This is a genomic window from Sphingomonas sp. ASY06-1R (assembly GCF_052180265.1).
GTDB lineage: Bacteria > Pseudomonadota > Alphaproteobacteria > Sphingomonadales > Sphingomonadaceae > Sphingomonas_I.
Genome location: NZ_CP197464.1, coordinates 2,257,111 through 2,279,053, shown reverse-complemented (window position 1 = coordinate 2,279,053; position 21,943 = coordinate 2,257,111). Strand labels below are relative to the sequence as shown.

Here is a 21,943-nt window from a genome sequence, read left to right as displayed (position 1 = left end):
GTTGCCGTTCGCTCGCCTCCTAACATTGGTCGTTCCACCGCGCTAGCGACCGGAATAGACCGTCCAATCGAGAGCTCGCGCTTCCTTTGCCGCAGTCGCCAGCACGACAAATCAGCGTTGCCCCCATCCGTGGCGCGCGACTGCGGCGCATGCGCCCGTGGCGTTAACGGTGCCGATTTTCATCGCCTATTAGGCAATGCGGCGGACTAACCTTGTGGCGAGCCCTACAACGTAGCCTACCAGTGGAGATGTATCCGACCATTAGCCGGCACAACGTAATCGATCCGATTGCCGCCGATGCGCTGGCCTTTCCTTGTGCCGCCGGGGCTCGATGTGACACCGACCCGCGTCAGTTTGGAGCGGCCCGTGCGTATCAGGCTGAGATTTGCGGTTTCGGCTGGATCGCCGGCGAGCTGGAAGGACAGCGACGTGTCGCTGGTCCGGTCGCTCGCCATGAGGAACAGATCACAGAAGATATCGAACGGGGCGCCTTCGACATGATGGAAAGCGCGGCTGGTGAAAATGAAGGCCGCACCGGCGCCGTAAATCTCCTGCCCCACCTGTCCGGCCGTGTCGCCGCCGACATACAGGTCCTCGAGCGGGAAAGAGAGCTTGGCGTCGATATGGCCATTACGCGGCTTCTGACACAGCAAATCTGCGGGCAGCGCGTCGGGATAATAAAACCAGGCGCGGTCCAGCGCATAGCGACAATAGTCGGTGACCATAAGCCGGGCGGAGGCATCGAGATCGGGCCCGCCATCCTTCAGATAGCGCTCAAGGGCGGCGAAGCTGTCGAAACATTCGTAAAGCGCCATATACGGCGCATCGTGCAGAGCCGTCGCGCCCAGGAAGTTGCGATAATGGCGCGCCTGGCCGATTTCTGATTCCCAGATTGCCGTATTGTGGAAGAAGCTCGCCAGATAGACGTAGCTCTGCTGGAGGTGGCGCTCCTGATTGGTGATGCGCCACAGCCGCATGCAGGCCGCAGCCCCCCACGCGGTCAGGTTCGCCTGGTAATTCAGTTCGAAGCGCATGCCCCGCGCCGCGTCGATCGCCTTGCGCGCCTCATCCAGATAGCGCGGATCCGACGTCAACTCGTGCGCGGTCAGCATCACATAGGCGTAAATCCCGCCGACATCGGTCTGGCCGAGCCCGGTATCGTCACGCGCCTCGGTGATGATCGAGAAGTCGGTGACCTTATACTGGATCGGCCACTTATACCTGAAATGATGTGCCGCCTTGATTGCGAAATCGAGCGAGCCTTCGAACAGGCGTCTTGCCTGCTTATCGCCCTCCAGCGCCAGATGGCCCAGGCCGAGCAAGGGGTGGTAAAGATACCAACTGTCCACCGCATCGGCGTCCTTGTCGTCGCCGACATTCGGCAGATAGCGGCGGATCGTTCCCAGCTTTGCGTCGAAGAAGCGATCGAGCCCCGCCGCCAACGTCTTTTCCATCGGCAGCGGCTTGCCCAGCCATTTGCCGAAATCGTGGATCGAGGCGAGCAAAGTCACCTGCACCATCGAATCCGGATATTCGGAAGCGGTGTAGGGGTGGGCGTAGACGTGGCCGTAATGGCGAATCGTCGCGTCCGGCGCTTCGGTCAGATCGCGCAGGGTACGCTGCGCCCGTCCCGGCCAGTCGCGGAATTCCCGCTTCGGCTTGTCGATGAGCCGATAGGCGCTGCCAAGCATCTGCAGGAACAACCGCGCCGAGTGCGCCTCGTCGATCGGGCCGTCCTTGTGGAATACAAGCAGGGCGTCCGACAGCGTGATCGCTTCGCCCTTGGGCAGCGGGTTGACCGGCGGCGTTCCGCTTTGTGGCGGCGTCGGGGGAAGATAGCCGAGTTCCGGCCACTCGCCCCCGACCGCGCCGTCCGGCCGCGTCCCGGTGGCGTTGTAATAGGGGTTCATCGCAGTCAGGTTCTGAAAGTAGAGCAGGCTACCCGGTGTGTCCCCGTCGAGACGCCAATACAGCAACCCACTGTTCAGCCCGCGCTGTGCCGCCTCGACATTGCCGCGCGCCTCCAGCGGGTCGTCGTCGGCGCCGAGCGGATAGAGGTCGCGCGGGAGATGCGGGACGAGCAGGTACTGTGCCGGCGTGAGCTGCGTCGTGACCCGCAGCACCGGCAATTCATCGGTCGCGGTCATGAAGGTCACGACTTGGCTGCCCATCGCGCTGCTCAGCCCGACCCGCATCGCCTCACCCTTGCGGGCTCGCAGGCGGCGCGCCTTGAACCCGCCGGGTGCGAAGGCGGCGCGCATCGCCAGCCGAGCCTCGTCACGGCGAATGATTGCCCACAGCGAGTCATGCCCCAGCGCGATCGTCACCGCGCGTCCGGCGATGTCGAACTGGCCAACGGTTCGCATCCGCTTACCGCGCAGCTCTTCCCGCAAGGCAAGGACGTAGGGGCTCGCGCCCGGAATAGCATTGCGATCGAATACCGGCGCGGGTGCGGTCATAGCGCTCTTTTCTCCTGTCGATCCGGCAGCGAAACGTCCGACATTTGAATGGTTTCCATCCGCCGCACACCGTTCTCGATAGGTTTTCGCGAATGAAGCCAAAGCGGTTTTCGCCAAGGAACTTCGCCGCGGCCGAAGCTTTCCGGGCTTCGAGGAGACGCCCATGACCGCCGACGCCGATGCCCACACCGAACAGCCCTCCCTGGAAGGCAAAAAAGCCATCATTACCGGGGGCACGACAGGCATCGGGCGCGCCATCGCAGTTCTGCTCGCCAGCTACGGCGTCGACGTGTTTATCTGCGGTCGCACGCCCGAGCACGTCGAGGATGCGGTCCAGCGGATCAATGAGGTTGGCAAGGGCGACGGTATCGCGATCGATCTTGGTGACGCGGACAATGTGCAGCGCTTCTTCGATGCCGGCTACGCCTATCTCGGCGGGCTGGACATCGCCGTGATCAACGCCGCCTTCGCCGCCGAAGGTCTGAGCGACACCAGCGAGCCGGATCTGCGCTACGCCATCGCCACCGACTTCACGGCCTATCTCCTAAGCGCGCATGCCGCCGCGGAAATGCTGGGCGACCATGGCGATATCGTCTTCATCGGCTCGATGAGCGCTTATGTGCTCGGCCCACAATCGACCATCTATGCCGGCATCAAATATGGCATCCAGGGTTTCTCCGAAGCGCTGCGCAAGGAGCTTGGTCCCAAGGGTATCAAGGTCAGCAACGTCGAGCCCGGCAAGACCGGTTCGGACATGCAATCGCCCGACATCTCGCCGGAAAAGCAGCGCGAGATGATCCACAAGGAAGAAATGCTGCGCGCCGAGGATATCGCGGTCGGCGTCCACTTCGTGCTGACCCAGCCGCGCCGCGCGGTGGTCCAGCAGATCACGATAGCCCCTAGTGTGCAGCCCAAGGAATGATCTTCCCCATTGATAAGCTGGTCCTCGTCCCTGACGATATCGACCTGTCGCGCTCGCCGCTGGCTGGCCACCTCGGCGCCGAGACCTATGTGCTCGGCGCGTTCAATCCGGCGTTGACGCGGCTGCCGAACGGCAATTTGCTGATGATGGTCCGCGTGGCGGAAGCGCTGCGCAAGCCGATCTTCGACGGCAAGGTCCATGCGATCCGGTGGGACGAGGGTAAGTATGTGCTCGACGCCTGGCCGCTGGAGCTCGCCAACACCGCCGATCCACGCAAGTTCACCATCGCCGGCGGCGGCTGGAAGGTGATGGCGCTGACCTCGCTCGCCTGGCTGCTGCCGGTCGAACTGACGCCTGATGGGCTCGAAGTCGTCGCGCACCATTACGACAAGGTCATCGCGCCGCAGGGCAGCTTCCAGATGTATGGCCTGGAGGATGCACGCATCAGCAAGGTTGGCGACCGATGGCTCATGACGACCTGCTCCGTCAGCCCGGAACGCCATTCGACCACGCTTTACAGCTCTCATAACGGGCTCGACTGGACGTTCGAGGACATCGTGCTCGACCATCAGAACAAGGATATGCTGATCTTCGAAGGCCTGATCGACGGCCATTACTGGGCGCAGACCCGGCCGCTCGGCGACCTCTATTTCGCCTATCCGCCCGGCAGCGAATGGCGTGCCGGCCCGTCGATCAACCTCGCCACATCACCAGACGCGCGCCATTGGAAGCCACACCTGAACCCAGGCATACGGCCGCATTCCGCGACCGTGGCGACGGCTCGCATGGGTGGCGGCACGCCGCCCATCCTGACCGATCGCGGCTGGCTGACCCTCTGGCACGGGGTCGAACCCAAGGAGATCGTCGGCATATACCGAACCTATTGGTCGATCCTCGACAAGGACGATCCCAGCAGGACGATCGCAACTCAGCACGAGCCCTTGCTCGAGGCGGCGCCGGAACTGACCCGCCCGATCGAGGATAAGATGTATGTTCGTGACGTGGTGTTCACCACCGGCATCGCCGATGGTGGCGACCATTATATCGTAGCATCTGGCGAAGCAGACTTGGCCTGCCGCATTACGCATATTCCCAAGGCTACTTTTGCAGGCTGAACTACGCATTGCGAGGATTGGTTTAACGTTCGCGTCTGGGGCTGGAGACCTAGCGTCGGGTAACGACGCTTACGTATATCTTTTACATCCCCGCGGCAGATTTCGAGTTCACCGATCTTAGCGCGCGCGCCAGCTTCCTTCGAAAGGCGCCACTGCACATACGACCTGGAAGTCGAGACTACGGAATTCCCGAGACACATCGCTGATCGCGTCGTTCGTGACTCGGAAAATCGGCGCAGGCCGTTGCTCGACGGGAGGTCTCCGCACGACGAACGACCGTGATTAGAATGATGCGCTCTCTTGACTGCAGCGACGACCCAAACCCGGTCATTCACGGGCTCTCCCACGTTTCCCGACGGCGGTCACTGGTTCAGGTGGCGCTCGACGGCCGAAACTGGGCCGGAACCTGAACAGCGGATTTTTCCCGATTCATCCGCTTTTCTGCCGTTCTGCTACCGACCCAGTCGCGGACGTTGGTGGCTTCGTGCAGCTTCTTAAAAGTGAGCGTGGCCGGATGATCGTATGTGGTGGAAGCTTACGGGATTAGTGATCGTCACGACTGGACTAACATTCTGCATTATCCCGGTCCGCACACACGCTTCTCTCATCGATCCAGCCAATCCGCCGCCTGCGACAAGGTGGACGTTGGGGTTTATGGTGTCGAATATGTACCTGACCTCAGGTACCATCGCCTTGATTTGCGCAATTATAGCTGTGGCAGGCTATATCGCATTAAGGATTGTCCATACCGCTTAGGCGCTGATCAGCGACGTCTGCTTACCGCCCTGCAGCACCAAAAGCGGCCGTTCTGCTCTCCCCCATTATCGCACGTCCTAAGACTCCGGATCTATTGACAGATGTACGCATAAAGCGTACCGCCGGCTGCGGCGTCCGGCCTGTTACTCTCCCCAAGTTGCGACGCCCGGCTATTTCTCAGATTTGGCGTAGATGACGATCGCGCATGGCCAGCCAGCGGCCTTCGCGGTGTCATGTCCAATCGCCCTTGCATCACCGCGCACGCGTCCCGTCCCGGCTTTGCAAGTTCCAAATCATCAAGTTCGTTTCTGGTGTTTTTTTTTGGTTTCGCCCTCAGGCGAGCCACATTTGCTGCCGCCGCTGCGGGGCCATCAGGAGGGTCCGCTCGCCAGGGGCTAACTCAGCGCCCGCGCCACCGCGACGAAGTCGTCCACGCTCAACGTCTCGGCGCGACGGGTCGGGTCGATCCCGACTTTCTCCAACGCCGCCAGGCCGCCAGGTAGGCCCTTGAGGCTCTGGCGTAGCATCTTGCGGCGCTGGCCGAAGGCGGCGGAGGTCAGCCGTTCCAGTATGGCGAAGCGCACGCCTTCGGGCTGCGCGGCCGGGACGATATGCACCACCGCCGACATCACCTTGGGCGGCGGCACGAACGCCGATCGGTGTACGGGCAGGGCGATCCGGGGTGTCGCGCGCCATTGGGCGAGCACGGCCAGCCGGCCATAATGGTCGCTGTCGGGCGTTGCGACGATCCGCTCGGCGACTTCCTTCTGGAACATCAAGGTCAGCGATCGCCAGAAGGGCGGCCAGCTCTCGCCGCTCAGCCAGCGCACCAGCAAGGCGGTCCCGACATTATAGGGCAGGTTGGCGACGATATGCGCGCCGTCGCCGACGGTGGCCCGCTCGTCGATCGCGAGTGCATCGCCCTGGATCACCTCCAGCCGGCCCGGGGCCGCCTCGCTCAACTCGGCGAGTGCGGGCAGGCAGCGGCGGTCGCGCTCGACCGCGGTCACATGCGCGCCCGCGCCGATCAGCGCCCGGGTCAGGCCGCCGGGGCCGGGGCCAACCTCATAGACGTTGGCACCCTCCAGCGATCCGGGCACGCGCGCGATCCGGTCGAGCAACTGGCTGTCGAACAGGAAATTCTGCCCGAGCGACTTCTCCGCCGTCAGCCCGTGCCGCGATATGACCTCGCGCAGCGGCGGAAGATCGAGCTTCATCGCGTCGGCGCCGTCATTGCGCGCGGACGCGATTCTCCGCGCACTGGCTGGCCAGGCGGATGGCGGCGATCATCGCGCCGGGATCGGCAATGCCTTGCCCGGCAATGTTGAACGCCGTGCCATGATCGGGCGACGTGCGTACGATCGGCAATCCCAGCGTGATGTTCACGCCCTCGTCGAAATGCAGCGTCTTCAGCGGGATCAGCGCCTGATCGTGATAGAGGCAGAGGGCGGCGTCGTAGAGCGCGCGTGCCCGCGGATGGAACATCGTGTCCGCGGCGAGCGGGCCGGCAATGTCGATCCCTTCGTCCCGCAGCCGTTCCAGCGCCGGGATGACGATGTCGATCTCCTCCCGGCCCAGCGCGCCCGCTTCGCCCGCATGCGGATTGAGGCCGGCCATCGCCAATCGGGGCCGGGCGATGCCGAAATCGCGGACCAGGCCGCGTTCGGTGGTGCGGCTGCGCGACACGATCAGGTCGGCGGACAGCGTGTCGGGTACGTCCTTCAGCCGGATATGCGTGGTGATCGGCACGGTGCGCAGCGACGGTCCCGCCAGCATCATCACCACATTCTCGCGTGCGACGCCGCAGCGCTCCGCCACGAATTCGGTCTGGCCGGGATGGACGAAGCCGATCCCATAGAGCTGCGCCTTGGAGACAGGCCCCGTGATCAGGGCGGAGGCGACGCCCGATCGGGCCAGCCCCACCGCAAGTTCGAGCGAATCGAGCGAGCAGCGCGCGCCCGCCACGTTCGGTTCGCCCGGCACGATCGCGCCGGCATCCTCGATCTGGATCAGCGGCAGGGCCGCGCCAAAGGCTTCCCAGGCTTCGGACGGGTCCGAGATCCGCGCGATCGGCCCGGACCAGACGGCCTCGATCGAGCGCACGTCGCCCACGACGAAGAAGGGCAGCAACCCTTCCGTCGCGCGCCGCTCCCAGGCCTTCGCCGCAATCTCAGGCCCGACGCCGGCGGGGTCGCCCAGCGCCAGCGCCATCGGCGGCAGCCGGTCAGCGATATTCGATAATGGCATCGCGTCGGATGTCGCGCAGGTAGCGGCGCGCCCGCAAATTGACGCGTTCGTCGGTCATCTGGGAGGAAACCTCTTCGGCCGAGGGGACGGTCTTGTCCGCGGGATCGTCGCGACCGCACAGGACGAGGGAGTGGATGCCGCCTTCCGATCCGCCGAAGGGCGGGGTGGCCTCGCCGATGCGCATGTCGACCAGAATGGGTTGCAGCTGCGGCGGCAGATCGCGGATCTTGATCTGATCGCTATCGACCACGTCGGCCTTCCACTTGGCCGCGAATTCCGGGACCTGGCCGCAGCCCTTGAGCGTCTTCAGATCCTCGGTGAACGCGGTGAGCTTCGGCTGCGCGGCTGCCTTGTCGGTGTTCGGCGGGAAGGTAATCGTGACCTGCTTCAACGTCACCAGCGCGTCGCGCGGATCGGTGGTGAGCACCTGACGCTTGTCGACGAGAGCGAGGATCGAATAGCCGCCGCCCACGGGCAGCGGGCCGGCCAGCTGACCGGGCGCCATTTCGCGCAGCGGCGCCGACAGGGCATCCGGCAATTGTTCTGCCCGCACCCAGCCCAGATCGCCGCCGACCGCCGCGGTCGACGCTTCCGAATATTGGCGGGCATAGGCCGGGAAGGAGGCGCCCTGGCGCAGCTGTTCCACGATCCGCTGCGCGTTCGCTACCACCTGCTGATCGGTGGCGGGCGTCGCCGACAGGAAGATTTCGCTGACATGATATTCAGGTGCGCCCTTCGACGCCTGCATGCGCGCAATCACCTGATTGACCTCTTCGTCGCTGACGCTGACGAACGGCTCGACCTCACGGCTGAGCAGCCGGCGCCACGCCATTTCGCCCTCGATCTGGCGCTTCAGCGACGCCGGGCTCGATCCCATGCCGCGGATCATCTCCGAAAACTGGGCGGGCGTACGCTTGAACTGCGAACCGGCGCGCGCGAAGGACTGATCGACTTCGGCGCGATCGATCGTGATCTTGTTGGCGGCGGCCTCCTGGATCTGCAGCGTCTCGTCGATCAGGTTGGACAGCACCTGCACGCGCAGGCGCGCCTTTTCCTCGTCGCTGATCCGCCCGCCGCTGGAGGCAAGCACCAGGGCCAGCCGCTGGTCGACATCGGTATCGGTAATGACGGCGCCGTTGACGATCGCGGTGGCCTTGCGCACCGATGGATCGTGCGGCGCCAACAGCTTCACATCGCTCCCCAGACCGAGCGGGTTGGACGGGGCCGTCGCCTCATCTTCGGTCTGCGCCGTGATCATGGCTGGCACACCCGCCAGCATCACCCCGGCGAGCAGGATGGCCGCACGCCTCATCGTCCTTACCTTCACGCCTGCTCCGTTGCTTGTCGCTGGTGGGCACCAGATTGGCCCAATATGGCTGAACCCACGCTTAGCGGCCTATGTTCTTCAAGGCCAGCCGCAAGCTGAACGTGCTGCCACGGCGCGCATCTCCAGTGGGATCATAGTCCTTCCGCCAGGTTACGCCCAGCGACATACATTCATTCTCGTACAGCAGCCCCAGCCGATGGCGCACCGGCTCATAGCCGTCCGCATTGGCGGTGGGATCGTCCTTGCGGCTGGTCAGATCGACCACCGTGGATCCGAACAGCGACCAGTAACGCGCCAGTTTCAGCCGTGCCGCCAGCCGGATTTCGGAGCGGTCGCGCAGATCCTCTATCGACGTATCGATATTGCGGTTGAGCTTGAGATAGCCGACCTGGACATAGGTGGCGCGGCCGCCAATGGTCGCATCCACCTCGTGCCGGCGGATCGTCAGATTGTCCTTGTCCAGGCGGAAGCGCTCGGTGAGCTCCAGGAAGCTGCCATAGCGTACGCTCACCCGCCCGACATAATCGGAGAAGCGATCCGACAGGCCGGTACCGGGTGGCAGCAACGCCGGCTCCATGCTGAGCCGGTAGCTCTGTCCCACGATCGCGCGGACTTCCAGCTTCGGCCGGTTGTAATTCCATTCCGCGCCATAGGTGACGCGGCTGGTATCCTCCCAGCGATCATAGCCGGACAAGCGGTTGAGCGCGAAAAGGTTGGAATCCTCCAGATCGATCGCGCGCGAATCCTCGTTCGGGATGTCGAGATTCTTGACGTGCGGCTCGGCGACCACCTGCACGCGCGGTACGATCTGCTGCGTGCCGCCGAACAGCGTGCCGACGAACGGCCACCGCATATCCGCCGCCAGCGCGGCGATACCGCGCCCGTGCCAGCCATCGGTGCCGCGGTAGAGCGGTGTCGCGGTCGCGGCGCCGTCATCGGTGTGATAGACGTCGGCCCGGCCATAAGCGGTGAAGGTGACTTCCTGCCCCAGCGAGGTCAGCGTCCGCAAATCCCACCGCAGCCCGGCAAAGGCACGCTGCGTATCCTGTCCGCCGGTCCGCGTCAGCGCCAGACTGTTGAGCTGCGCCGTGAATATGCCCCCCAGCAGCGGGTCCGCGAAACGGCGGCGATAGTCGATCTGGGGCAGGGCGATCGGTTGCTGCCCCTGGGAGAAGCCGGGACGCAATTCCTGGACGAACCAGCCCGCGATCGACAGATAGGAATCGCTGTCGATCCGCTCCGCCTTGGCGGTCGAACGCAGCCGGTCGTCATTGGAGATGTCGTACCGCTTCATGAAGGTGCGGTCGCTCGCCAGTCGCACGGCACCATGGACCGTCCAATAGGGCCCGAACTGCCAGGTGCCGTTCGCATCGACGTAGCCGCGCGGGCCTTCGTCCTTGTCGTCGACGGCCAGCGGGCTGAGGCTGGCCGGCAATCGCGAGCCATAGGTGCCCATGGCGCTGATCTGATAGGCGCCGTTGCTGGTCAGTGCGCGATAGCGACCTTCGATCGCCGGGAGCACCTTGGTGTAGATGTGCGGCGTGATCGTGAGATCGCGATTGGGCGCGAGCTGGAAATAATAAGGCAGGTCGAGCTCGAACCCGTTGCGCTTGCTCAGCTGCACGTTGGGCAACAGCACGCCTGAGCCGCCACGACCGGTGTCCGAACCGTCCGGGTGCGAGAAAGCGGGCAAGGCGAGCACGGTGACGCCGAACAGCGTGAAGCGCGCATCGCGATAGAAGATGCGATGCTTGCCCTCGTCCACGATGACGCGCACCGCGGTGATCTGCCAGGACGGGCGCTTCGGGCAGCCGTCTTTTCCCTCGACCGTGCACGGCGTGTAGGCGGCATGATCCAGCACGGTCCGCTCGCCCTTGCGCTCGCCGTGACGGGCGGCGAGCCGTCCGCCATTGGCCAGCACCAGCAGCATGTTCTCGGCCACGCCATTCTTCATGTCGTCGGTCAGCTTGACGTCGTCGCCATAGGCCGTGTCGCCACCGCTGTTGACGACGGCGACATTGCCGATCGCGCGCATCTCGCCGGTCTGGCGGTTCCAGGTGACCTTGTCCGCACGCAGCCGCGAACCGTTGCGGAACATGCGGACGTCACCCGTGGCGGTGACGATGTCGGCATTGTCGTCATAATCGAGCTGCGCGGCCGAGAAGGTGACCTGATCCTCCGGCGCGTTCGTCGCGGCTGGGGTGGGCGGCGGCGGTGCGGTCGGACGTGTCGACAGATCCTGCGCGTGGGCCGTCGACGCGAGCGCCACCGCGACCGCCATGATCGAAACGCGCGCCGCGCCCATCTGCCCCCAAATTGTCCGCCCTGCCATGGACCGCGGCCCTATCGCAGCGCTTGATCCTCGGCAATCGCCCACCACACGCTTTGTCGCCTTTGACAGTGTCCTTGAGCGGCCTAATAGACGAGCATCCAGCTCGAAAGGCGCATTCCTTGCTTAGTATCTCGTTCCGGGCCGATCGCCCGTCCGACGCCAAAACGATCGCCCTGCCGGTCGCCAAAGATCAGGCCGTCGAAACCTACGCGCCCGCCGAAATCGTCGACGTCGCCCGGGCCGCGACCGCGAATTTCGCCGGTGAGCCCGGCGCGATCGTGGCGCTTCACGCCACTCTCGACGGCACGATACGGCAGATCTTGCTGGTCGGCACCGGCGCGGACCGCGCTGCGGCGAAAGCCGGAAGCGCTTTGGTGACGCGGCTGCTGACGTCGGGCGAGCAACGTCTCGTTGTCGATCTGTCGGGCATCGACGGCCCGCAGCGCGCGGAGTTTGCGGCTGCGCTGGCGCAGGCGGCGATGCTGCGCAGCTGGCGCTTTGATGTCTATCGCACCAAGTTGCCCGCCAAGCAGAAGCCGACGCTGGAAACGATCGAGATCGTGGTCGGCGACGGGGTTGATGCGGCAGAGGCTGCCTGGGCACCCCTGAAGGCCGTCGCCGAAGGCGCCGCTTTCACCCGCACGCTCGTCGCGGAACCGGCCAACATCCTTTACCCGGAAAGCTTCGTCGAGCGCTGTCAGGAACTCACCGCGCTCGGCGTCGAGATTGAGGTACTGGACGAGGCCGCGATGCGGGAGCTCGGCATGGGCGCGTTGCTGGGCGTGTCGCAGGGCTCGGAGCGCGAGGCGCGGCTGCTGTGCATGAAATGGGACGGCACCGGTGGCGCCGCCGAGCCCGTCGCTTTCGTCGGCAAGGGCGTGACTTTCGACACGGGCGGCATCAGCCTGAAGCCAGGTCCCGGCATGGAAGACATGAAGTGGGATATGGGCGGGGCAGGGGCCGTCGCCGGTACGATGAAGGCGCTGGCGACGCGCAAGGCCAAGGCGCACATCATCGCGGTCTGCGGGCTGGTTGAGAACATGCCTGACGGGAAAGCGCAGCGTCCCGGCGACGTCGTGACCTCTGGCTCCGGCCAGACGATCGAAATCCTCAACACCGATGCCGAGGGCCGGTTGGTACTCTGCGACGCGATCTGGTGGGTGCAGCAGAAATACCACCCCAAGACGATCATCGATCTCGCCACCTTGACCGGCGCGATGATCGTCAGCCTCGGCTACGAACATGGCGGCATCTTCTCGAACGATGATGGGCTGGCGGAGCAGATCGTCGCCGCCGGCAAGAAGGTCGACGAGAAGTTGTGGAGGATGCCGATGGGCGAAGTCTACGACAAGCTGATCGACAGCCCGATCGCCGACATGAAGAATATCGGCCCGCGCGAGGGCGGATCGATCACGGCGGCGCAATTCATCGCCCGCTTCGTCGACGAGGGCGTCAAATGGGCCCATCTCGACATCGCCGGCATGGTGTGGGCGTCCAAGCCCGGCACGATGTTCGACAAGGGCGCGACCGGCTATGGCGTGCGCTTGCTGGATCAGTGGGTGAAGGACGTGCTGGAGGGCTGAGCCGGCCAACCGAAAGCAAAATTGCAATCGCCGCCTTTTGTTGCGGCGCTTCGATCGGTCGTGTTCGGTAGGATGGCCTAAGGCGGACAATAGGCGTGCACCTTGCAGGCGTCCCGCACCATTGCGCGATGGACGGGCTGATGGTGTTCCTTGCGACCAAGCTGTCTGGTCTGGAGATCAGCGATGGGGGCAGACAAAAGGCACGTCACCTCAAGTGGCGACAGGGTGCCCAACCTTGCGATCAGCGAAAAGGCAGGCTTTTCGGGTCGATAGCCGCGGGACAGCCGGTTCGCATTCTGGCACCCGGTACCGCTGCTGGACCGGTCGGCCCACCGGAGACGTTCCACGATGCCCAGCCCTGTCGCCCCGGCCGCACGGAGTGCGGTGAGGGATAGGCGGCCATCCGCGATGCGGTCTTTCGACCCGATGGCCATTTGGGCTGGGTTGGGTCATGCGTCGCTCAGGCGACCCAAGGCTGACTACGCCTACCCGCAGCGGTATGGCAGTCTGCCTCTGCTAATCGTCATCCACATCCCCCAGTGCATAGAAGTTCATGGCAGCGCCGCGGAAGAGTTGGTCGGCATTGGCGCCGGCATCTGCGGCGAGCCGCGCGGCATCGGCATACCAGCGGGACCAGCTGTCCCCCGCCAGCAGCAGCACCGGCCAGTCGCTGCCCCACATCAGCCGCTCGCCGAAGGCGGCGACCAGATGCTCGACATAGGGCTTCAGCGCGTCGGCCGGCTGATCGGCTGCCTGTTCGGTACGAAGGCCGGACAGTTTACAATGAATGCCAAGCCCGGCGAGCACAGCGATCTCATCCGCCCAGGGCTGGAGGATTGCGGTCGCTGCATAGGGTTTGGCGGCATGATCGATGACGATCGACAGATCGGGCCAGCGCGTGGCGAACCGTGCCAGCATGGGTAAGTGGCGCGGTTGCACGAGGGCATCCAGCCGAAGCCCGGCCGCCTGCATCGCTTCCAGCGCCGGTACGATGTCTTCGCGCAGCAGCCAGTCGGTATCCTCGATCGACTGCAGCATCGGACGCAGGCCTCGCAGTTTCGGCTCTCCCGCCAGCGCCATAATCCGATCCGGCGCGCTCGGGGCGGCGAGATCGACCCACCCGACCACCGCACGCACGAGCGCCGTATTCCGTGCCAGATCGAGCATCCAATCGGTATCGGCGTCGCTCGGCTGCGACTGGACCAGCACGGTCCCGGCCAGCGTTGCAGCGCTGGCGTCCTGCGTCAGATCGGCAGGCCCGAAGTCGCGATGGATGCGCGGCAGCGCCGCTGTTGGCCATTCATGCCCCGGCGTCGTCAACGACCAGAAATGCTGATGCGCATCGATGACCTTCCTGCGGATCATGCGGCGCGCGCCTCCCTTGCTCGGTGCAATATGCCAGTCATTCTATCGAACACCCGAAATCATGCGGCTCCTTCGGCGAGACGCACCGTCCGATCTGGTTTGGGGGGCGGATCCCGTCCTTTTGATTGGTGCCTCATACAAGCAGATTGCAGCGGGTGCTGGCTAGGCTGCCTATGCGTAGGCATCGGGCAAAACCACGGACCGCCGCGCCATGCCCGCATAAATGGCGACAACCATGAAGCAGCCGAGCGGCAGCAGAAGCGAGACCGGCACGCTCGCCAGTCGGACTGAAACCAAACCCATCAACGGCGGAAAAATCGCGCCGCCGATGACTGCCATGATGATGCAGGACGATGCCAGCGGCCGATCCGCGTCGAGATCGGCAACACCCAGCGCAAAGATCGTGGGAAACATGATCGACATGAAGAAGCTGGTGAGTATCAGCGCGGCGAGGGCGGGCAATCCGTGGCCGGTGGCGGCGCCGGCACACAGGGCGACGTTGATCACCGCGTAGATCCCCAGCAGCGACACCGGGCGCCAGCGCGCCATCAGCAGCGTCCCCAGGAAACGCCCCACCATGAACAGGACCAGGCTGGCAGATAGCAGGAATGCGGCCTCGCGCTCCGAAAGCTGGGGCGCGACGCTCTTGGTATAGTCGATGAAATAGCTCCAGATGCCGACTTGCGCGCCGACATAGAAGAATTGCGCGACGACCGCGCCGATCAACGGGCGATGCCGCGCCAGGCGCGCGAATTGCGTGCCGAGCGCGGCATCGTTCGGCACGATTGCTTTCGGCAGGCGCGCCTTGGTCACGGCCAGCGCAACCGCCATCGCTGTCAAGGCAAGCAGCAGATAGGGCAAGCGCACGGTCGTCCCCTCGGTCGCGCGGTAGGCGGCGAGATCGGCAGAGGTCATGGCCGCCAGCGTGCCGGCCGAATGTTCCACGCCGGAGAAGATGAACAAGCCGCCGACGATCGGCGCGAGGAAGCCGCCCAGGCCGTTGAAGGCCTGGGCGAGGTTCAGGCGCTGCACGGCGGTGCCGCTGCTGCCGAACGCGCCGATATAGGCGGCGGCTGCCGTTTCCAGGAAAGCCGCACCAGAAGCGAGAACGAACAAGGCCGCCAGGAAGGCGCCGTAGCTCAAAGCATAGGAGGCTGGCAGAAACAGCAGTGCCCCCATGGCATACAGCATCAGGCCGCAGATGATGCCGGCGCGATAGCCTAATTGCCGCATCAGCAGTCCCGCGGGCAGGGCCATGACGAAATAGCCGATGTAGAAGACGAACTGAACGAAGCCGGCTTGCGCACGATCGACGCCCAGCGCCTTCTGGAATTGCCGGATCAGGATATCGTTGAAATTGTTGGCGATCGCCCACAGGAAGAACAAGCTGACGACCAGGACAAAGCCCCAGCGGTACGCTGGGATGACGAACTGTTGTGCCTGCGATCCACCGGGCGAAGCCGGCGGTTCCTGCATCATGATGGCCACGTCCTGCTCCTGTTCTTTATATTTTGGGCAATGTTTGGTTATCTCGAACGCGACTAGCCGGCTAAAAGACCCTCGCTTTGCAGCGCAATCCAGAATTCCGCCGGAATTGGCCGTTCCAGCAGCGCGACCGACTGCGCGGCCTCAGCCGGGTTGCCGGCCCCGATCAGCACCGTCGTGATGCTGGCATGGCGTGCAACGAATTGGAGTGCGGCGGCGGGAAGCGGCGTTTCGAAACGCGCGCACAGCCTTTCGATCGCATCGACGCGGCGCAGGATTTCCGCAGAGGCAGGTTCGTAATCATAATGCGCGCTGCCGCCGGTCGTCCCCGTCGCCAGAATGCCCGAGTTGAAGACGCCGGCGGCGACGATGCCGACATTCCTGATGCGGCATTCGTCGAAAAATGCGCCGGCCTCCTGATTAAGCAACGTGTAGCGGCCAGCTACGAGAAAGAGGTCGAGGTCGGCGTACTGCAGCGCCTCGGTGCAAATTTCGATCTCGTTGACGCCTAGTCCGATCGCCGAAACCGCCCCCTGATCGCGCAACGCCGCCATCGCACGAAAGCCGCCGTCGATTGCATCCTGGAGATGGCGCGGATGATCGGCGCCATGCGTCACCCGGCCGATATCGTGCATCAGCAAGATGTCGATACGCGCCAGGCCAAGCCGCTGCAGGCTTGCCTCGAACGATCGCATGATCCCGTCATAACTATAATCGAAACTGGGTTCGAACGGCATCGACGACAGGAAGCCGTGACGTCCCGGTTCGGCCACCCCGGGCCGCAGCAATCGTCCGACCTTGGTCGATAGAAGAAACGCATCGCGGGCACGCTCGCGCAACGCGTCCCCAAGACGCCGTTCGCTCAGCCCGAAACCATAGAAGGGCGCCGTGTCGAAATAGCGCACGCCCGCATCCCAGGCCGCATCGACCGTGGCACGCGCGCCGGCGTCGTCCATCGCCCGATACAGGTTGCCGAGCGGCGCGGTGCCCAGGCCGAGCGGGCCTTCCTGTGCCAAACGATCGAGCAGACGGCCGCGTCGACCATTGCTCTGGCCGGCTGTGCCGCCTGCAGCGGCGGAATCAGAAATGTGCGATGGCCTTGAGGACATGATCCGCCTCCGCGATCAGGTTCGGTAAGCCTTCTGGGAGATCTCCGGCTTCCAGGCTATGCGTGTGTAATGCATCGGTCGGGATCGCGCCGCTCTTGATCGCGGCGATGACCTGCTCGAAATCCTGATTGAGCGCATTGCGGCTCGCCAGCAGCGTCGTCTCGCGCTTGTGAAATTCCGGGTCGGGCAGGACAAGATCGCCCGGGGCCACACCGACCAGCACGAGCGACCCGCCATGAGCGACATAGTTCAGGCTTTGCGCCATCGCCTTTAGCGATCCTGTTGCATCGAATACGATGTCGAACATCTCTCCGCCGGTCCGGTCGCGCAAGGCATCGGCCAGATCGGGGGAGACCTCGGCCACATCGGCAAAGCCAAGCCGAGCGCGTGCATAGTCCAGCCGGGTCGGTCGTGTATCCACCAACGTCACGTCACCGCCGCGGAAGCGCGCAAACAACCCGACCGCAATGCCGATCGGGCCTGCGCCGACCACCAGAACGCGGTCCTGCGCAGCGACATCCGCCCGCCCGACCGCATGGCATCCGATCGCCAGGAATTCGATCATCGCCGCCTGATCGAGCGTTAGGCCGGTCGCGTCGATCACCGCACTTTCCGGAACCGCCAGCAACTCGCACATGCCGCCATCCGCATGGACGCCCAATACGCTGATATACATGCAGGCATTGGGCTTGCCGTTGCGGCAGGCAATGCACGTACCGCATGCCAGATAAGGATTGACCGCCACCCTCTGGCCCGGCTGGAAGCGGGATCCCGGCGACGCCTGTTCGATCTCGCCCGCCAGCTCGTGACCCATCACCCGCGGATAGGCGAGATATGGGTGCCGCCCGGCGAAAATGTGGAAGTCAGTCCCGCAAAGTCCCACGCTGCGAATACGGATCAATACTTCGGCTGCCGATGCGGAAGGCATCGGCCGATCAATGATACTGAGCCGGCCAGGGGCTTCACAAATGACGGCTTTCATGGCGGCGCATCTCCCTCGCCCTCGGCTAACCATCTACTATCATATATGCAACAGTGCTTTTGTAGATAAATCACGCCGCCGTTTTTGCGGTGCTTTTCCACCAGGATACCAGCATGACTGCGCAAGTGTGCAAAGAGCAACAAGCGACCACGATGTTCCTTTGTCGGCAAGTAGGATCACCGCGGGCGATTGCTCCGCGCAACAAAATGCTCCCGGGCGCGTCGCCCGAGTGCATTTTCGCCGTTCGCGAACTCGCGGTATCGGCCGAATGACCCATAGCGTTGACCAGGAAAACTGCGGTCTTGTAGTAAGGCAAACGATATGCGCTGCTGTATTGAGATGCCCTGTCGGACCGCCATTACTCCGGCTGCTGGGATCAGGATGTGCGATCCACCGAAACCTGCACAGGCGGGATGGAGAGACGCCGGGGCTTCCGATATGGTAATCATGAAAAGCCGATAGTGCGCTAAACCCTTTCCCTTTCAGGACAGGCGGCTGCGTCCAACGGAGAGTAAGGGGTGGACAATGGTTTCGCCAATATGCGATCCGAATAGCATGCATGAAATATTGGAAATGCTGCCGTCAGACGGGTGTGGCATATGAGCCACGCTCTGCAGCTTTCACCAAGCGACGATGTCGCGGTCCTTACGCTTCCGCTCGAGGCGGGTGCGCAAATATGTGGGGTTGCGCTGCGCCAGCCCGTTCCTGCCGCGCATAAGGTTGCGCTGCATGCGATCCCGGCGGGGGGTGTGGTCCGCAAATATGGCCATCCGATTGGAATCGCTAGCCAACCGATTGCGGCGGGCGAGCATGTTCATAGCCACAATCTGATTGTCGGCACGCATGACGCAGCCATAGGGCAGGAAAGCGGATCGGTGCATGCGGCCGATCTTGCGCCCATCTCAGCCAGTTTCGATGGCTATCGCCGCGAAGGAGGCGGCGCCGGTACGCGCAACGCGATCGGCATCATCGCCAGCGTGAATTGCTCGGCGACGGTCGTGCGCCGCATCGCCCGGAATTTCGAGGATCGGGTCTTTCCCAATGTCGATACGGTCGCGCCCTTCACGCATGGCAGCGGCTGCGGCATGTCTAAGGCGGGCGAGGGCTTCGAAACGCTGGAGCGGACGCTGGCTGGCTATGCGCGCAATCCCAATTTCGGCGGGGTGCTCGTCATCGGCCTTGGCTGCGAGGTTGCGCAGATCGATGAGATGCTGGATCGTCAGGGCCTCCTGCCTGGCCCGCGGCTGCGCACGCTTGGCATCCAGGATTCGGGTGGGACCGCACAGGCCATCGCCGCCGGTATCCGGATCGTGGAAGAGTTGATCGAACAGGCCGGCGGCGATCGTCGTTCGACCTGCTCGGCGGCGGATCTCGTCCTCGGGCTGCAATGTGGCGGATCGGATGGCTGGTCGGGTGTCACCGCCAATCCGGCACTGGGGGTGGCAAGCGACCTGCTGGTGCGCGCCGGCGGCACCGCCATTCTGTCCGAGACGCCGGAGATTTACGGGGCCGAGCATCTGCTGCTGGCGCGGGCGCGCACCGCGGATGTGCAACGCGCGCTCCAAGGCCGGATCGCCTGGTGGGAGGATTATGCCGCGCGCAACGGTGCGGACCTGGATAACAATCCCTCGCCCGGCAACAAAGCGGGTGGTCTCACGACTATCTTCGAAAAGTCGCTTGGCGCGGTCGCCAAGGCCGGATCGAGCCCGCTGAACGAGGTCGTGCTTTATGCGGAGCGACCCAAGGCGCGCGGGCTGATCTTTATGGATTCGCCGGGATACGATCCCTGTTCGGCCACCGGACAAATTGCATCCGGCGCCAATCTGCTCGCCTTCACCACCGGGCGCGGATCGGTGTTCGGTGCCCAGCCGACGCCCTGTTTGAAGCTGGCATCGAATGCCGCTTTGGCGCGATCGATGGCCGACGATATCGACATCGATTGTTCGCCTGTGCTCGACGGCATGCCGCTCGAGGAAATTGGCGCCACCATCTTCAAGACCTTGCTGGCCGTCGCGTCGGGCCAGCCCACGAAGTCGGAAGCGCTGGGCATCGGCGATTTCGAATTCGTGCCGTGGCAACTCGGCGCTTGGTTGTAACCATAGGCAGCGAAACGCCATGAGGCATGTCTTGTTACTAGACCTGGTCGACGACGAGGAGGCGATAGCCGCCTACCGCAATTGGCATCGCCCGGGCGGTCCGCCGGAAGCCGTCACACGCGCTATCCGCGAAAGCGGCATTGCGAGCATGGAAATCTGGCATGTCGGCGACCGGCTGGCGATGGTGATGGAAACCACCCCTGCCTACACGGCCGCGAGCGTCGAACGGAGCGCGTCGGATCCTGACGTACGGGCGTGGGAGACGCTTATGGATCGGTTGCAGCGGCCGCTGCCATTTGCCCCTGCTGGCCAGAAGAGGATAGCGGCCGAACGCATTTACGATCTTGCTGCGCAACCCACCTCGTGAAGGACGTGCGGCGGCCGGACCGCTGATGCGTCGAGCGGCACGATCTTCCTGTTTGGCGCCGCCTACGCCCGCGTGAGCGCGAGATCCTATCGTCGGGTAGGGGGTTCGACGGATGCCGTTCCGTTGATCGGTCAGCGTCGGGCAGGCCGGTTTGTCGAGGTCGCCGTGGGCGCCAATCTGCGCACGATCCGGCTTGCGCACGCACCTCAATCGGGCGAACTGCTCCCAACATCAGGATGGATAGCGAAATATGGCACGCGCGGCGCTTAAAGGGACCTATGCAGCTCCGGCGATCGAGAAAGCGTTCGAAATTCTCGAAGCCTTGGCGACACGGCCCGAAGGCGCGTTGATCAGCGAAATTGCGACCCAGCTCAATCGCTCGGTTGGCGAGCTGTTTCGTATCATCGTCGTGCTGGAGCAACTCGGCTATCTCCGTAAATCGCTGACCAGTGACCGCTATACGGTGGCGTATAAGCTGCTGGATCTCGCTTATCGCGCCACACCGGCACAGGATCTCATCCGGGCAGCTTTGCCGGAAATGCAAATCCTGGCGCTGGAGGCTGGGCAGTCCTGCCACCTTGTCGTGCCCAGCGGCGGGCGGGGTCTTGTGATCGCGCGCGAGGAGCAGCCGGGCACGCGGGGGTTCGCGTTGAAGGTTGGTGCGCAGATTGACATCATCAACAGCTGCTCCGGCCAGGTGATCCTGACCTTTTCGAATATCCAGCGCGCCGAGCGGATCGTGCGCGCCGCGGAAGAGGAGCGGAATATCAAGGTCGATCGCAGCTGGCTGTCGGATCGCATCGCTGTGATCCGCCGGCTTGGCTATGATAGCCGCAAAAGCCCGATCACCTACGGCGTCACGGACATCAGCTTTCCCGTCTTTGGTTTCGATCGCAACGTCGTTGCGGCGCTGACCGTGCCTTTCCTGGAGTTGATCGACGGATCCCAAAAGGTGGGCATGGATGCGGTGCGCGACATGCTTCGCACCGCCACGGCCCGTGTCTCGGATCGGCTGGGATACCAGCCGGAATAAGCCCCGTCCTTATGCGGGCGACGCTGACGGGACCGCCCTCCATTCTAAAAAGTGAACTGCGGGCCGAAACCCGCAGTTCATGATCGCAATTTTTTTCATCAATATTTGTGAATGGGTTTGAGGGGCGCCTCGGACTAGAGCCCCTGTATGGGATGTTGCCAGCCGAACGCAGCGCGGGTAGAGGCGCGCCAATCTCCACACCACCCTAAAATATGGAGCAATGGCACCGCCATGGCGACGACACGCACCTTCTCGATCATCAAGCCCGACGCGACCCGCCGCAACCTGACCGGCGCCGTCACCAAGATGCTGGAGGAGGCAGGCCTGCGCGTCGTTGCGTCCAAGCGCATCCAGATGTCCAAGGACCAGGCCGAGGGCTTTTACGGCGTGCACCGCGAGCGCCCCTTCTTCAACGATCTGGTCAGCTTCATGATCTCTGGCCCCGTTGTGGTGCAGGTGCTTGAGGGCGAGGATGCGGTGAAGCGCAATCGCGACATCATGGGCGCGACCAATCCGGCGAACGCCGATGCCGGTACGATCCGTAAGGAACTGGCCGAGTCGATCGAGGCAAATAGCGTCCACGGTTCCGACAGCGACGAGAATGCGGCGATCGAGATCGCTTATTTCTTCAAGCCGGAAGAAATTGTCGGCTAATTTTCGGCACTTGCAAGTTTAACGCGTGGGCTGGGGCTCAGGTCGAACTCGACTTGGGCCCCAGCGTGCGTAAGGGCTCCCGCCGGGCTGCATGCCGACCTTGGACAATAC

16 protein-coding genes are annotated in these 21,943 nt (G+C 63.8%); 7 read left to right on the top strand and 9 right to left on the bottom strand.

Features of this window, described 5'->3' with window-relative positions; genetic code table 11:
• Window positions 1-236: 236 nt before the first annotated feature.
• On the bottom strand, window positions 237-2,459 hold the full coding sequence (locus tag ACSBM8_RS11000) for a hypothetical protein (protein WP_442678067.1): 2,223 nt from the start codon (window positions 2,457-2,459) through the stop codon (window positions 237-239).
• 163 nt (window positions 2,460-2,622) lie between these two features.
• Here ACSBM8_RS11000 and ACSBM8_RS10995 point away from each other — a divergent pair, with 163 nt between their 5' ends.
• Window positions 2,623-3,381: an SDR family oxidoreductase gene (locus tag ACSBM8_RS10995; RefSeq protein ID WP_442678066.1), complete on the top strand. Its 759-nt coding sequence runs from the start codon at window positions 2,623-2,625 to the stop codon at window positions 3,379-3,381.
• A complete protein-coding gene (locus ACSBM8_RS10990) occupies window positions 3,378-4,496 on the top strand; it encodes a glycosidase (protein WP_442678065.1) in 1,119 nt (372 codons plus the stop codon). Before ACSBM8_RS10995 ends, ACSBM8_RS10990 begins: the two co-directional genes overlap by 4 nt.
• 1,151 nt (window positions 4,497-5,647) lie before the next feature.
• Here the strand turns inward: ACSBM8_RS10990 and rsmA are convergent.
• The 4 genes from rsmA to ACSBM8_RS10970 form a co-directional block, all read right to left on the bottom strand.
• Entirely contained in the window at window positions 5,648-6,469 is an 822-nt protein-coding gene (gene rsmA, locus ACSBM8_RS10985; RefSeq protein ID WP_442678064.1) for a 16S rRNA (adenine(1518)-N(6)/adenine(1519)-N(6))-dimethyltransferase RsmA, read from the bottom strand.
• Between the two features lie 13 nt (window positions 6,470-6,482).
• Window positions 6,483-7,499: a 4-hydroxythreonine-4-phosphate dehydrogenase PdxA gene (gene pdxA, locus ACSBM8_RS10980; protein WP_442678063.1), complete on the bottom strand. Its 1,017-nt coding sequence runs from the start codon at window positions 7,497-7,499 to the stop codon at window positions 6,483-6,485.
• On the bottom strand, window positions 7,477-8,811 hold the full coding sequence (locus ACSBM8_RS10975) for a peptidylprolyl isomerase (RefSeq protein WP_442678062.1): 1,335 nt from the start codon (window positions 8,809-8,811) through the stop codon (window positions 7,477-7,479). The genes pdxA and ACSBM8_RS10975 overlap by 23 nt, the downstream gene beginning before the upstream one ends.
• A gap of 76 nt (window positions 8,812-8,887) precedes the next feature.
• Window positions 8,888-11,158: an LPS-assembly protein LptD gene (locus tag ACSBM8_RS10970; RefSeq protein ID WP_442678061.1), complete on the bottom strand. Its 2,271-nt coding sequence runs from the start codon at window positions 11,156-11,158 to the stop codon at window positions 8,888-8,890.
• A 119-nt stretch (window positions 11,159-11,277) separates the two neighbouring features.
• Here ACSBM8_RS10970 and ACSBM8_RS10965 point away from each other — a divergent pair, with 119 nt between their 5' ends.
• Entirely contained in the window at window positions 11,278-12,741 is a 1,464-nt protein-coding gene (locus tag ACSBM8_RS10965) for a leucyl aminopeptidase (protein WP_442681565.1), read from the top strand.
• A gap of 516 nt (window positions 12,742-13,257) precedes the next feature.
• Here ACSBM8_RS10965 and ACSBM8_RS10960 read toward each other — a convergent pair.
• The 4 genes from ACSBM8_RS10960 to ACSBM8_RS10945 form a co-directional block, all read right to left on the bottom strand.
• Entirely contained in the window at window positions 13,258-14,106 is an 849-nt protein-coding gene (locus ACSBM8_RS10960; protein ID WP_442678060.1) for an amidohydrolase family protein, read from the bottom strand.
• Between the two features lie 171 nt (window positions 14,107-14,277).
• Complete coding sequence (fucP, locus tag ACSBM8_RS10955; protein WP_442681564.1) at window positions 14,278-15,585, bottom strand: L-fucose:H+ symporter permease; 1,308 nt, start codon at window positions 15,583-15,585, stop codon at window positions 14,278-14,280.
• Window positions 15,586-15,647: 62 nt separating this feature from the next.
• On the bottom strand, window positions 15,648-16,700 hold the full coding sequence (locus ACSBM8_RS10950; RefSeq protein ID WP_442678059.1) for an aldo/keto reductase: 1,053 nt from the start codon (window positions 16,698-16,700) through the stop codon (window positions 15,648-15,650).
• Window positions 16,672-17,628, bottom strand: coding sequence for a zinc-binding alcohol dehydrogenase family protein (locus ACSBM8_RS10945; RefSeq protein ID WP_442678058.1), 957 nt, complete (start codon window positions 17,626-17,628; stop codon window positions 16,672-16,674). The genes ACSBM8_RS10950 and ACSBM8_RS10945 overlap by 29 nt, the downstream gene beginning before the upstream one ends.
• A gap of 653 nt (window positions 17,629-18,281) precedes the next feature.
• Here ACSBM8_RS10945 and ACSBM8_RS10940 point away from each other — a divergent pair.
• The 4 genes from ACSBM8_RS10940 to ndk all read left to right on the top strand — a co-directional run bounded on the left by ACSBM8_RS10940 (window position 18,282) and on the right by ndk (window position 21,832).
• Window positions 18,282-19,778 carry a UxaA family hydrolase gene (locus tag ACSBM8_RS10940; protein WP_442678057.1) on the top strand — a complete coding sequence of 499 codons (1,497 nt, stop codon included), beginning with the start codon at window positions 18,282-18,284 and terminating at the stop codon, window positions 19,776-19,778.
• 19 nt (window positions 19,779-19,797) lie between these two features.
• Window positions 19,798-20,145 (top strand): L-rhamnose mutarotase, encoded by a 348-nt coding sequence (locus tag ACSBM8_RS10935; RefSeq protein ID WP_442678056.1) that lies wholly within the window; start codon window positions 19,798-19,800, stop codon window positions 20,143-20,145.
• A gap of 250 nt (window positions 20,146-20,395) precedes the next feature.
• Window positions 20,396-21,178 carry an IclR family transcriptional regulator gene (locus tag ACSBM8_RS10930; RefSeq protein ID WP_442678055.1) on the top strand — a complete coding sequence of 261 codons (783 nt, stop codon included), beginning with the start codon at window positions 20,396-20,398 and terminating at the stop codon, window positions 21,176-21,178.
• Between the two features lie 231 nt (window positions 21,179-21,409).
• Window positions 21,410-21,832: a nucleoside-diphosphate kinase gene (gene ndk, locus ACSBM8_RS10925; protein ID WP_442678054.1), complete on the top strand. Its 423-nt coding sequence runs from the start codon at window positions 21,410-21,412 to the stop codon at window positions 21,830-21,832.
• Window positions 21,833-21,943 lie beyond the last annotated feature (111 nt).

What these genes read in the sequence shown, in the direction of transcription:
- ACSBM8_RS10970 (WP_442678061.1), bottom strand. Translation starts at nt 11,158, where the DNA reads ATGGCAGGGCGGACAATTTGGGGGCAGATGGGCGCGGCGCGCGTTTCG.
- ACSBM8_RS11000 (WP_442678067.1), bottom strand. Translation starts at nt 2,459, where the DNA reads ATGACCGCACCCGCGCCGGTATTCGATCGCAATGCTATTCCGGGCGCG.
- ACSBM8_RS10995 (WP_442678066.1), top strand. Translation starts at nt 2,623, where the DNA reads ATGACCGCCGACGCCGATGCCCACACCGAACAGCCCTCCCTGGAAGGC.
- ACSBM8_RS10975 (WP_442678062.1), bottom strand. Translation starts at nt 8,811, where the DNA reads ATGAGGCGTGCGGCCATCCTGCTCGCCGGGGTGATGCTGGCGGGTGTG.
- ACSBM8_RS10950 (WP_442678059.1), bottom strand. Translation starts at nt 16,700, where the DNA reads ATGTCCTCAAGGCCATCGCACATTTCTGATTCCGCCGCTGCAGGCGGC.
- pdxA (WP_442678063.1), bottom strand. Translation starts at nt 7,499, where the DNA reads ATGCCATTATCGAATATCGCTGACCGGCTGCCGCCGATGGCGCTGGCG.
- fucP (WP_442681564.1), bottom strand. Translation starts at nt 15,585, where the DNA reads ATGATGCAGGAACCGCCGGCTTCGCCCGGTGGATCGCAGGCACAACAG.
- ACSBM8_RS10990 (WP_442678065.1), top strand. Translation starts at nt 3,378, where the DNA reads ATGATCTTCCCCATTGATAAGCTGGTCCTCGTCCCTGACGATATCGAC.
- ACSBM8_RS10945 (WP_442678058.1), bottom strand. Translation starts at nt 17,628, where the DNA reads ATGCCTTCCGCATCGGCAGCCGAAGTATTGATCCGTATTCGCAGCGTG.
- ACSBM8_RS10930 (WP_442678055.1), top strand. Translation starts at nt 20,396, where the DNA reads ATGGCACGCGCGGCGCTTAAAGGGACCTATGCAGCTCCGGCGATCGAG.
- rsmA (WP_442678064.1), bottom strand. Translation starts at nt 6,469, where the DNA reads ATGAAGCTCGATCTTCCGCCGCTGCGCGAGGTCATATCGCGGCACGGG.
- ACSBM8_RS10935 (WP_442678056.1), top strand. Translation starts at nt 19,798, where the DNA reads ATGAGGCATGTCTTGTTACTAGACCTGGTCGACGACGAGGAGGCGATA.
- ACSBM8_RS10940 (WP_442678057.1), top strand. Translation starts at nt 18,282, where the DNA reads ATGAGCCACGCTCTGCAGCTTTCACCAAGCGACGATGTCGCGGTCCTT.
- ndk (WP_442678054.1), top strand. Translation starts at nt 21,410, where the DNA reads ATGGCGACGACACGCACCTTCTCGATCATCAAGCCCGACGCGACCCGC.
- ACSBM8_RS10960 (WP_442678060.1), bottom strand. Translation starts at nt 14,106, where the DNA reads ATGATCCGCAGGAAGGTCATCGATGCGCATCAGCATTTCTGGTCGTTG.